Consider the following 12,181-nt stretch of genomic DNA (forward strand, 5'->3'; position numbering starts at 1 on the left):
GAAAAGACAAAACGTTCAGACAGCTTTTTTTAAAGTGAAAAATATCCTGCCATTCTCCGGAATGACAAGACGTTTTTTAATGGGGATGGGGGTGGGGATTTTCCGGCGGCAGAAAATCCAGGGATTGCACGCTGCGGAACCCCCTGGGCAGGAGCTGGCCCCTGCGTCCGCGTACGCCCTTGAAGGGATCGAGAAAACTCGGCTTGAGGGAAAGGCTTCGTTTTCCCGCCTGGATCACAAGGGTGGCGTTTTCCGGAAAGACGAGGAGATGCTGAAGTCTTTCCTCTCCGCTGGCCGCACGGGCGGCAAGGATGTTGATGATTTTATTGCCCTTGCCCCTGGGAAGCTCGGGCAGATCCTTTACCGGAAAAATCAGCAGGCGGCCTTCGTTGGTAAGGGCGGCCAGAAGGCTTTCTTCTTCCTGGGGCAGGAGGATGGGCTTTAAGGGGCTGGCCCCCCGGGTTAAGGTGAGAAAGCTCTTCCCCGCCCGGTTCTTGGCCATCATGTCCCCAAGGCGGGCGATGAAGCCGTAGCCTGCGTCACTGGCCACAAGAAAACGGTCTTCCGGGTCTCCTGTGAGAAGGTGGAGGGGGATGGCATCGGGCGGAAAACTTAAACGTCCGCTCAAGGGTTCTCCGTAACCTCTTGCCGAAGGCAGGCCGTGGGCGGGAAGGGAATAGGAACGGCCTTCAGAGTCGATGAACACGGCCTGCTGATCGCTCCGGGCCCGGACAGCGGTAAGGAAGGCATCCCCGGATTTGTAGGAAAGGCTTTCCCCTTCGACTTCATGGCCCTTGGCGGCCCGTATCCACCCCTTTTCCGAAAGGATGAGGGTGAGGGCTTCGGTGGGCAGAATCTCCTCGTGGCGCAGCACCCTGGATTCTTCCCGCAGGACGACCTCAGACCTTCGCGCATCCCCGAAGTTTTTGGCATCCTGGAGCATTTCCTTTTTAAGAAGACTTTTGAGCTTTTTTTCCGAACCGAGGATGTCCTCGATGCGGCTGGCTTCGGCCTCACAGGCATCCTGTTCGGCCTTGAGGCGGATTTCCTCAAGCCTTGCCAGCTGGCGCAGGCGGGTGTCGAGGATGTAGTCCGCCTGAATGTCCGTTAAGCCGAAACGCTCCATGAGGATGGGTTTGGGCTTGTCTTCTTTCCGGATGATGGCGATGACGGCATCGATATTGAGGCAGGCCAGCAGAAAGCCTTCCAGCAGATGCAGCCGGTCTCTGAGTTTTTCCAGGCGGTGCTCAAGGCGTTTGCGCACGGTTTCGGTGCGGAAGATCAGCCACTGGGAAAGGAGAGTTTTCAGGCCCAGCACACCGGGTCTGCGGTCAAGGCCGATGAGGTTCATGTTGACCCGGCAGTTTTTTTCAAGATCCGTGGTGGCGAAAAGATGGGCCATGAGGGCTTTGGCATCCATTTTTGCATTCTTCATGACCACCACGATGCGTACGGGTTCTTCGTGGTCGGCCTCATCCCGGAGATCCACCACCATGGGAAGTTTTTTGGTCTGCATCTGGGCTGCGATCTGCTCTAAGATTTTAGCCCCTGAAGTCTGGTGGGGAAGGGCTGTGATGATGATCTCTTCGTTTTCCACCGTAAAGACCGCCCGCATCCGGACAGACCCCGAGCCGGATTCATAGAGGCTTAAAAGCTCTTCCTTCGGCGTGATGATTTCTGCTCCCGTGGGAAAGTCCGGGCCTTGGATGAAGTGGCACAGGGCTTTTGTATCCGCCTCCGGATGATCAAGAAGATGGATACAGGCATCGGTGACTTCCCTCAGGTTGTGGGGCGGGATATCCGTTGCCATGCCTACGGCGATGCCGGAAGCGCCGTTAATGAGCACATTGGGAAGCCTTGCGGGCAGAACCTTCGGCTCGGTGAGGGTGCCGTCGAAGTTGGGAATCCATTCCGTTGTCCCCTGATCCAGCTCCGCCAGCAGCACTTCCGCATAGGGCGCAAGCCTTGCCTCGGTGTAACGCATGGCGGCAAAGCTTTTGGGGTCGTCCTGGGCCCCCCAGTTGCCCTGACCGTCCACCAGGGGATAACGGGTGGTGAAGGGCTGGGCCAGATGCACCATGGCCTCGTAGCAGGAGGCGTCTCCGTGGGGGTGGTACTTGCCGAGAACGTCCCCTACGGTGCGGGCGGATTTCTTGTGCTTGGCCGCAGCTTTCAGCCCCAGCTCGCTCATGGCATAGACGATGCGGCGCTGTACGGGCTTGAGGCCGTCTCCGATGTGGGGAAGGGCCCGGTCCAGAATCACGTACATGGCGTATTCGAGGTAGGCGCTTTCCGTGAAGGCGTGGAGGTTTAAGGATTCGTCTCCGCCCGGCTCCAGCCTTTCCTTTTCCGGGGCATCTGGTGTCTGGATTGTCATGTGAGCACCTCTTTTTCTCCATCCATGCGCGCCTCAAGGGTTTCATTGCCGTGGGTTTCCAGCCAGACCCGCCTGTCTGAAGAACGTTTTTTTGCAAGGAGCATGTCCATGATCTCCAGAGTGCGAGAGGCATCCTCCAGGGTCAGCCGCACCAGCCTCCGGGTGTCCGGTGCCATGGTGGTTTCCTTGAGCTGGATGGGGTTCATTTCCCCAAGACCCTTGAAGCGCAGCACACTGGCAGGCCCCTTTCTGCCCTTTCCCGAAGCAAGGCGTTTCAGGATGGCGTTTTTTTCCGACTCGTCCAGGGCGTAAAAGACCTCCTTTCCCGCATCAATGCGGAAGAGGGGCGGCATGGCCACATGCACGTGCCCCTTTTCCACAAGGGGCCTGAAGTGGCGCATGAACAGGGCGCAGATCAGGGTGGCGATGTGCAGGCCGTCGGAGTCCGCGTCCGCAAGAATGCAGATTTTGCCGTAGCGTAAGCCGGAAAGATCCTCGGAGCCGGGATCGACCCCGATGGCAACGGAAATGTCGTGGATTTCCCTGGAGCTGAGAATCTGTTCCGAATCCACCTCCCAGGTGTTGAGGATCTTGCCCCGCAGCGGCAGGATGGCCTGGGTCTGCCGGTCCCGCGCCTGTTTGGCTGACCCGCCTGCGGAATCCCCTTCCACGAGAAAAAGCTCGGTGCGCTGGCAGTCCTGGGAAATGCAGTCCGCAAGTTTACCCGGAAGGGCTGGTCCTGCGGTGATTTTTTTGCGGGACACGACCTTGGAAGCCTTGAGCCGTTTCTGGGCCGCCTGGATGGCAATGGCGGCTACGGCTTCCCCCACTTCCGGGTGACGGTTCAGCCAGAGGCTGAAGGCATCCTTTACCGAGGCCGAGACAAAGCCCGCCGCTTCCCTGGAGGAAAGCCTTTCCTTGGTCTGACCGGAAAACTGGGCTTCGGCCATTTTGAGGGAAAGAACAAAGGAGCAGGACTCCCAGACATCCTCCGGTGCGAGTTTCACCCCCCTGGGCAGAAGGTTTCTGAACTCACAGAACTCCTTCAGGGCAATGAGAAGGCCCGAGCGGAAGCCGTTCACATGGGTGCCGCCCTGGGGCGTGGGGATGAGGTTCACATAGCTTTCTCCCACAAGGCCCTGGCCTTCGGCCATCCAGGTGGCGGCCCATTCCACCTGCTCGTTGGCGGATTCTCCCTTGCCTGTGAAGGGAACTTCCGGCACCCGCTCTTCCATGCCGAGGGTGGTGTCGAGGTAGTCTCTGAGGCCGTCCTGATACTGCCAGTTTTCCTTTTCACCGGTGATTTCGTTCTGAAAAGTCACGGAAAGTCCGGGACAGAGCACGGCCTTGGCCCGGAGGGCATGGCGGAGCCTGGATGCGGAAAAATCCTGAACGTCAAAATAGCGGGGTTCCGGCCAGAAGTGAACTTTGGTGCCGGTGTTGCGGCGACTCACCGTATCGAGGATTTCAAGGTCGGATACCTTGTGACCCTGTTCAAAGGCAATGGCGTAGCGCTGGCCGTTTCTGCGGATTTCCACTTCCAGGCGGCGGGAGAGGGCATTGACCACGGAAACGCCCACCCCGTGGAGCCCCCCTGAAAAGCGGTAGGTCTTGCTGGAGAATTTGGCTCCGGCATGGAGTTTGGTGAGGATGAGCTCGACCCCGGTGAGGCCTTCTTCGGGATGGATGTCCACGGGCATGCCGCGGCCGTCGTCTTCCACGGAAAGGGACTGATCCTTGTGCAGAATGACGGTGATTTTTCTGGCAAACCCGGCAATGGCCTCATCCACGGCGTTGTCGATGACTTCCTGGGCCAGGTGGTTGGGCCTCTGGGTGTCCGTGTACATGCCCGGCCGCTGGCGGACAGGGTCGAGGCCCTTGAGTACCTCAATGGATTCTGCGGTATAGGATGTGTCAAAAGGGCTGGGTCTTTCGAACATGGGGCTTTTCCGATGCGGATAGTGTATGGGCTGACCGAAAAGATTCGATGCAGGCTTGGGGCGCTGTTTTCGTTCAGGCCGTTTTTTCCTGAGGGATCCGGTGGTTCCGTCTGGAGTATCCAGTATGTATTCAGAAAACGGCCTGTCAGCATATACCCCAAAAGACCCGGCGGAGAAAGGCCCGCAGCTGGATTTTTTTTAAGGCAGGTATCCCATGGCCCTTGAAATTTCCATGGCTGTCACGAGAAGCTCATGGGTGTGGTTTTCCCGGTCCGGTCCGGAAAGGAGGGTGGGGCTGTCGGAAATGCTGATGGCGCCTACACACTCACCATGGCTGCCCCGGATGGGGGCTGCAATGCAGCTCATGCCGTTCATGTATTCCTCGGATTCCGTGGCAAAGCCGGTGAAGTGAACCTGGCGCAGCTCTTCCCTGAAAAGTCCTTTGTCCGTGCGGGTGGCGGGTGTGAAGGGGATAAAGTCTGTGCCTTCAATGAAATCCATACGGGTTTCTTCGGGAAGAAAGGCCAGCATGGATTTTCCAAGGGCAGTGCAGTAGGCCGGGAGTCTTGGCCCCAGGTGATGCTGAAATCCCGTATGCACATGGGGAAAAAGGTTAAGGGTGACAAGAGCTGCGCTGTGGTCCCAGATGGCCACCCGGGCCATGCGGCGGGTGTTTTCCGCAAGTCTGCGGGCCGGACCCAGGCCCACCTGATTGATCTTGAGGGTGGCGGAAAGGTAGGTGCCCAGTTCATAGATTTTGAGTCCTAAGGCGTATTTCCGGGTTTCCGGGTCCTGCTGCAGGAAGCCTTCCTCATGGAGGGTCTGCATGAGTCCGTGGACCGTGGGTTTGGGCAGCTTGAGGCGCTTGCTGATGTCGGTAATACCCAGTCTTGGATTTTTACTGGAGAAAAAAGAGAGGATGCGCAGGGCGCGCTGCACAGACTGTATGCTCATGAGCGACTCGTTTCATTGCCTGAGTGGATGGGTGGAAAGGGGCCGGAGGCCGGGTAACAGGGGCGCATGGGCCGTGAGAATCCTGGGAAAGACAAGGTGAAAACGGATACCGCCTTCCTTGGGGCTTTCACAGGAAATGTTTCCCTGCAGGGTCTGGGTGACAAGATTGTAAACAATATGCATGCCAAGGCCCGTGCCTCCCTCCTTGCGGGAGGTTGTGTAAAAGGGATCAAAGATGTGCTTGAGCGTGTGGGCGGAAGCCCCGCTGCCATTGTCCCTGTAAATGAAATCCAGCATATCATCCGTTGCCCGGATGTCAAAATGCATTTCTCCGGTCTGAGTCTCCCTGAAGGCATGGCTGAGGGAGTTTAGGATGAGGTTGGTGACGATCTGGGATATGGCGCCGGGATCCTGAAAAAGCTCCAGGTCTTCGGGGCACTGGAGGCTGACCCTGTGGGGGAGCCCCCGTAGCCGGGGTTTCAGACTGAACAGGGTATCTTCCATGTACTCCTTAAGCCTGAACAGTCGGGGTTGGTTGCAGGTCTGATCCACGGAGACTTTTTTGAAGCTGGAAATGAGATCCGCAGCCCGGCTGAGATTGGTTTGGATAATACCTGTGGCTTCCTCGGCGTTTTGGAGGTAGGCGGTGAAATCCGATTGGCGGAGAATACCTTGGGAAAAGAGGCCGCGGATATGCCGGGTTCTTTCCGCAAGAAAGGAAGACGCGGTCACGCTGTTGCCCACAGGCGTATTGATTTCGTGGGAAACTCCCGCCACAAGGGATCCCAGGGAAGCCATTTTTTCCGACTGGACCAATTGCTCCCTTGTATTTTCAAGGGCTTCAATGGATTCTTTGAGTTCCCGGTTGATTTTTTCAAGCTCCGCGCTTCTTTCCCGTAAAGCGGTTTCCGCCTCCCTCTGAACTGTGATGTCAAAGGCCATCTCATAACGAACAATGCGGCCGTCGGGCCAACGGATGTTTCGGCTGAAGCATCGGAACCAGTTTTGACTGTTGGCCTGGAAAAACTCATGGGGAAAGCCGTTTTTTTCTGTGCCCTGAGACATATGGATGCCGGTGCAGTGGGTGCAGGGCTGGGGGTTTCGGTGAATGATGTGATGGCAGACCTGACCGGTGGCGTCTCCCCAGAGTTTCTTGAATGCCTGATTCACAAAAAGCAGACGGTGAGTGGAGGGATCCGTGACATAGATGGCTTCATCAATGCTGTCGAAAATGGAAAGGAGCTGCTCCCTTTCCTCATTGAGGGCTGCGGTGCGCTCTTCCACCCTTTGTTCCAGATCCTGATTGAGGGTCTGGAGGCGGCTAAGAATTTCGTTGATGGTGAGGGCAAGATGTCCCATTTCATTTTTTTGGTGTTTTTCGGGTATGGTAATGCGTTTATCTTCGGGTTTTGAGGGATGGATCAGGGTGATTTCCCGGGCCATCTCCAGGAGCGGGCGGGTGAGGTTACGATAAAATATATAAGAAAGAATCAGGGCCATGCTGAGGTACTGGGCCAGCTCCATGAGCAGGTTCATGGCGGATCTGCGGAAAAGGCCGGAAAGGAGAGGGTGAGGATCGATCTCGATTTCAATGTATCCTACGGCCGTATGGCTGGGTCTGAAAACCAGAGGATGGCGAAAACGGTGGGGATGGGGCATGAAACGGACAAAGGGCCTGAAAAAATCTTCTGTTTTGTTTTTTTCCTTTTCAATCAGCACCAGTCCGAAATCATCCACAAGGCGGACCATGCCGATGATGGGAAGACCGGTAAGTCCTTCCGCAGTACGTTGGGCAAGGGCCTTGTCCTGGTAATAGAGGGATTGGGCTGCGGAGGCCTCACTGATGGTAAAAAGCTGGGCAATCTGGTTTTCCAGGGCCCTTTGCTCACTGTAATAATCAAAAACTGTGCGGATGCAGCTGGTGCCAAGGCCCATGCATATGGCCAGAATGAGAACCCATAGGGTCTGGCGCAGGGCGAGGCTGCTGCGGATGTGGGACAAGAGTCCTGTCATGGTTCTCCCCTGGGTGCGGGTTTGGAACTGACTGGGGCAAGGTAGCGGGCAAGGCTGCCGTCTGCCTTCATCTGGGCAATGATACGGTTGATTTCAGGAAGCAGAGCAGCGGCGGGGCTGTCCTTGGCAATGGCGATATGCAGATCCTGGGAGGCCAGGGCTTTGGGATGAATTTCGAGAAAAAGGGCCTGGGGCATGGTTTGCATCCGCGCCCGGATGTTGCTTTCCGTGCCAATGAAAAAATCAATGCGGCCTGAAGCGAGGGTGCTCAGTCCGGCATCCATACTGGGCAGGCTTTCCACGCGCAGACCCAAGGCATGGGCACCCTGTTCCAGGGATGGAACCTGGCCTGTGACGAGGCCCAACGTATAGCCCGCAAGATCTTCCAGACTGTTCAGGGCAAAATCGGGATGTTTGCGGGTATCATAGCAGAGAACGGTGCGGCTTGTGAAAAGGGGATCGGAATAGCGTACGCGGGTGGAGAGGGAGGGTTGCTGCTGAACCAGGAGAATGCCATCAATATGGCCGAATTCCAGCATGCGGGTCACCCGCAGCCAGGGATGGACCACCACCTGGATGGCGTGGCCGGTGCGGGCGAAGATTGCTGAGACAAGATCCACCCCCTGGCCCTGGTGGGTGGGACCGTACTCCCCCTCCACCCAGGGGGGCATGGGATCGCTGGCCAGGAGAAAGGGAATGTCAGCGCGCAGAGATCCGGATGCTCCTGGCAGAAGCGCAAGGAGCATGGGGATGAATATCAACCATCTGCGAAGCGACAGGAACCTCATACCTACCCGGTCACGTGCGTTTTAAATTCCTGATGAGTCTGGGACACCGACCGGAGTCCCTGAAAAGAAGGCCATGGGTGCATTTCCTATGCAATAAAAACAGGTTTTCATGGGGCCAAGCCATGCTTTCCCCTTTGTCTGTGGGGCTGGGATCCATGCTTCGGGTCTGGGGCAAGAATGTACGGCCCCTCTGCTCCGCGTGCGAAGGAGATCCGGATCCGGGAGTTTTTTTTTAGCGCATGGCCCTGAAGCAGGGGTGCAGTCAGAGCCTTACTTATCATTTCGCATCGGAATTTTCCAGAGAAGACCCATGCGGAGGTCCGGAAACATCCGGATGAAGGGAATCCTTAAACCAGGGCCTTAGATCTTCCGTATCCGGAATTCCGTCTCCATCGCTGTCCGCATCCAGGGTGAGGCCGCTTTGGAGGATCTGGGATTCTGAAGCCAGAGGCGAGAAGAAATCCGGATGACCGTCGCCATCCGTATCAAAACGGGCGACCCCCTGACCTGGAAAGGCATCGTAAAGCAGGACATCCTGGCGAATGCGCAGCATAAGTTCAGTGTCCAGGCCTTCTTCAATGGAAACATGGCGCAAAGCTTCGTAGGCTTCCCTGAACCAGCCTGCCTGAATGTAAAGTTGGGCGATGAGAAGCTTGAGGTTTTTCTGGAGCATGGGATTGACGATTTTGTCTGAAATCGCCTCATTTTCCCGGAGGAGTACGCGGGTCTGATCATCGCGTATGCCAAAGCTCAGGCGCAGCCTGATCATCCGGATGAGCAGATGGAACCTGGTTTCATATTCGCGATCCGAGGGCAGCAAGGAGATCTGGCTGCGGATGAGCCTTTGCTGGGCTCTGGCGTGCAGTTGCAGAATGCGTTGGTGCAGGGTGGGATCATTGAATCGGCGGCAGAGGATACCCAGGTGCTGGATGCAGGATGCAGCCTTATCCGGATCCATGTCCATGGCTTCGAAAATATCCATGGCCTCAGTCATGAGTTCATTTGCGACCTCCGGAAGAAAATCCGTGAATGCGGCGGCAAGTTCTCCCATTTCCCAGGGGCTCTGTTCTTTCCAGGGCTTGCGGCGGAGTTCCATGCGCAGGCTTTCCATGATCTGGCGTGCATGGGCCGGATTCTGTCCCTGGAGGAGGGCGGTGATCAATCTGCGGACCTCCGTCGGGCGGACAGGGGGGGAAGCGGTGGATTCGAGGACGTGGTACTCTTCCCAGAGGAGAGGCGCTTTCTGACCTTCGCGGATGCGGCTTTGCAGGGCGCGGATTAAAAGGGTGGGCCTGTGGTCAGGATCAGGAAAATCCTCGATGAAGTTGAGGATATCCTCTTCACTTTCCTTTGGCCCCATCAGGCTGATCAGACGGGATGCAAGATTCTTCTGGATCTGAGCCGGACGCCTGAAATTATAAAGCCGCTGACGTGTCCGTAGAACGGCCAGGTTCTGATCGGAGAGGCCGGGATCCGGGTGTACGGTAAAGGGAAAAACGGCTGGAATGCGTGCGGATATTTCGAAGGCCTCTTCTTTGAAGCCTGCGCTGTAGAGAATTTCTGCGATGGTGGGGAGCAGGGCCTCAAAGCTCTTCCCGGAACTCCGGGCTTCAAGGGCCCTTTCCCAGGAAAGGAGAAGTTGTTTGTAAAGGGCAAGGATTTTGTCCGGGGGAGCGCCGGTCTGTCCGTAAAAGCGCAGCAGGGCTATCTGGATGACGGCCTGGGACGTGCTGTTCTGGGTTTTTCCGCCTTTGCCGAAAATATAGGTGTGTTCAAGATTCTCGTGGATTTCGCGTTCGGAAAAAAAAGGCTGGGTATCCCTTGAGGCGACAATTCTTTCCAGTAGCCGGGCGCTGCGCTCCACAGCCTGGACATCGCCCCGGGCATGGGCCATAAGGCCGAATCTTCTGATTTTATGGAAAAATTCGAATTTCAGAGCAAAGGTCGGAATCTGGGGGGAGAGTTGTTTTTCCAGTAGGAGAAAATGCTTTTTTGCCAGGGGATACTGGTTTTCCAGGAGATACAATTCCAGCCACTGCTCCTGTACCGCTGGGCTCTGCTTCTGTTTGCGGGTAAAGCTGCGGTCCAGGCGCAAGAGCAGTAGATGGGCTTCCTTTTCCATGCCCAGGCTCTGAAACTGGTTGTAAGCCAGGCGGTAGATGCGAAAGCGAGTGGCCAGGTTGTGGATGCGGGTATCGGCCACATGGAGGGCCGCTTCCGTTTCTTCCTGACACAAGAGAATCCGGGCGAGGAATTCTTCATGCTGGGGGGTGTGCCGGAAATCAGGGATTCGGTGCAGAATCCGCCAGGCAAAGCTTGCGGGCGAGAGATCGGAGTTGTGGAAAAGGGCGGCCCTTGCGGCATTGTCATTACCGGGAAGCTCCTCAGGGCTGAGGGGAAGGTGGCTGGGCAGGGGATGCAGGGCGCCGAGGCTGAGAAGCCGGACTCTGTTCTCCTCCCCTTTCATTGCCGTATGGGCGCAGGCAGTCAGAAGAAGACAAAGAAGTCCGAAGAAAAAATGGCGCATGTTCATGGGGCTTCTCTGCCGGGGGGCTCGATGTAAAAGAAAGGGGCCTCAATGGTTGTGGCTCGACAGAGAGGGCACTTTCCGGGTTTGGAAAAGCGGCTCCGGTTTTTGAAGGCATACTGACAGCTGCGGCAGAAGGGCGGAATCTGGCTGATACGGAGATGCAGGGGCTTAAGGCTTCTTTCCACATGGGGAAGTTCAGCCAGAATATGTTTTTCGGGCATCCCCAGGGTCTGGGAAAGATCCCGCAGGCAGTGGGGGCCTTGCATGAGCAGCTCCCGGATTTTCTGTCTTGGCGTATGATCCCCGTTCATGCGGCTACCTTTGTTGAAAAAATATAACCATACGTTTTTTCTGGATAGGATTCAAATGTTTTTCCTGTTTTTGCTGGCAGGGGGATGCGGAATGTTATCCCATGCGGATGGCTGTGGGCCTTTTGTCTGGCGGACACTGCTCCAGAAAATAGCGGTCTGTCATGCCTGCGATGAAATCCCGGACAATCTCGGCGTCCCTGTGAGTTTTTACGTACCCTTCATCCATGTGGGCCAGGAAGTGTGTAAAAAGCGGGCTGGAGTCTTTTTTATGGGCCAGATCCGTCATAAATCTCTCAAAGAGCAGGTGAAAGAGATTCCGGACGCCGCTGAGGTGCTTTTTGATAATCGGGTTGTGGTAAATGGCTTTCAGGTTGAACTCCCTGAGCAGGAGGAGGGCGTGGGAAACCCCGGAGCTGAAGCGGATTTCTCCCCTCTGCCCGCTGTGGGTCAGGACATCCGTGACCAGGCGGTAGACAATGCTGCCATTGGTATGACCCAGAACTTTCACCGCTTCGGCGGGGAGATCCTCCCTTGTGATGATTCCGATGCGGATGGCATCTTCCATATCCCTGCCGATGTAGCCGATGGTATCTGCCATGCGCATGACGCAGCCTTCCGGGGTCATGGGCGTGAGAGGAATTTCCGGCGTTTGAATAAGGGCCTGGATTTCCCTTTCATGGACGGAAAAATCTTTATTTTTCATGGGGAAAAGTTCGATATCATGAATCTCCCCGTCATGGCAGAGGATACCGTCGAGGGTCTGGAGGCTTAGGTTCCAGCCCCTGCCTTTACGCTCCACCTTGTCAAGGAATTGCACACTCTGGGCATTGTGCTGAAAGGTTCCGATGCCGCAGGACAGGCAGATTTCCGATAAAAAGCCTTCCCCATCATGGCCAAAGGGCGGATGTCCGATGTCGTGTCCCAGGGCAATGGCTTCAATGAGATCCTCGTTGAGACCAAGAAAACGGCCGATGGTGCGGCCTATTTTGGATACGAGCTGGACGTGAAGAACCCTGTGGGTCAGGTGATCGTTGTGGATGAGGCTGAAGACCTGGGTTTTATCAATGTAGCGCGTGTAGGCAAGGGAGTGCAGGATGCGGTCTGCATCCACACTGAAGGCTGAACGGTAATCGGTTTTCAGCCGGTCTTCGGAAAGGCGGCGAAGGGCTGCGGTATCGGGGGTGGCCTGGGCCTGCATGGGGCTGGGGGACTGGCTGTGGGGCATGGGAGCCTTGTGTGCGGTGTGATCGGCTTGTTTTTAAGGCACC

Annotated in this window: 8 protein-coding genes; all 8 read right to left on the reverse strand. The window is 56.4% G+C overall.

Features of this window, described 5'->3' with window-relative positions:
• Positions 1 to 76: 76 nt before the first annotated feature.
• Complete coding sequence (parC, locus tag RBR60_RS01905; RefSeq protein ID WP_320354010.1) at positions 77 to 2,377, reverse strand: DNA topoisomerase IV subunit A; 2,301 nt, start codon at positions 2,375 to 2,377, stop codon at positions 77 to 79.
• The gene (gene parE, locus RBR60_RS01910) at positions 2,374 to 4,317 is read right to left on the reverse strand and encodes a DNA topoisomerase IV subunit B (protein ID WP_320354012.1); all 1,944 of its coding nucleotides are present in this window, start codon (positions 4,315 to 4,317) and stop codon (positions 2,374 to 2,376) included. The genes parC and parE overlap by 4 nt, the downstream gene beginning before the upstream one ends.
• A gap of 198 nt (positions 4,318 to 4,515) precedes the next feature.
• The gene (locus RBR60_RS01915) at positions 4,516 to 5,271 is read right to left on the reverse strand and encodes an IclR family transcriptional regulator (protein WP_320354014.1); all 756 of its coding nucleotides are present in this window, start codon (positions 5,269 to 5,271) and stop codon (positions 4,516 to 4,518) included.
• 12 nt (positions 5,272 to 5,283) lie between these two features.
• Positions 5,284 to 7,284 carry an ATP-binding protein gene (locus tag RBR60_RS01920; protein ID WP_320354015.1) on the reverse strand — a complete coding sequence of 667 codons (2,001 nt, stop codon included), beginning with the start codon at positions 7,282 to 7,284 and terminating at the stop codon, positions 5,284 to 5,286.
• A complete protein-coding gene (locus tag RBR60_RS01925; protein WP_320354018.1) occupies positions 7,281 to 8,030 on the reverse strand; it encodes a substrate-binding periplasmic protein in 750 nt (249 codons plus the stop codon). Before RBR60_RS01925 ends, RBR60_RS01920 begins: the two co-directional genes overlap by 4 nt.
• Positions 8,031 to 8,349: 319 nt before the next feature.
• Complete coding sequence (locus RBR60_RS01930; protein WP_320354020.1) at positions 8,350 to 10,605, reverse strand: hypothetical protein; 2,256 nt, start codon at positions 10,603 to 10,605, stop codon at positions 8,350 to 8,352.
• On the reverse strand, positions 10,602 to 10,913 hold the full coding sequence (locus RBR60_RS01935) for a transcriptional regulator (RefSeq protein ID WP_320354021.1): 312 nt from the start codon (positions 10,911 to 10,913) through the stop codon (positions 10,602 to 10,604). Before RBR60_RS01935 ends, RBR60_RS01930 begins: the two co-directional genes overlap by 4 nt.
• 94 nt (positions 10,914 to 11,007) lie before the next feature.
• Positions 11,008 to 12,138 carry a deoxyguanosinetriphosphate triphosphohydrolase family protein gene (locus tag RBR60_RS01940; RefSeq protein ID WP_320354022.1) on the reverse strand — a complete coding sequence of 377 codons (1,131 nt, stop codon included), beginning with the start codon at positions 12,136 to 12,138 and terminating at the stop codon, positions 11,008 to 11,010.
• Between the last annotated feature and the right edge of the window lie 43 nt (positions 12,139 to 12,181).

The sequence above is a fragment of the Desulfobotulus sp. genome, from assembly GCF_034006065.1.
In the GTDB taxonomy this organism is placed as follows: Bacteria; Desulfobacterota; Desulfobacteria; order Desulfobacterales; family ASO4-4; genus Desulfobotulus.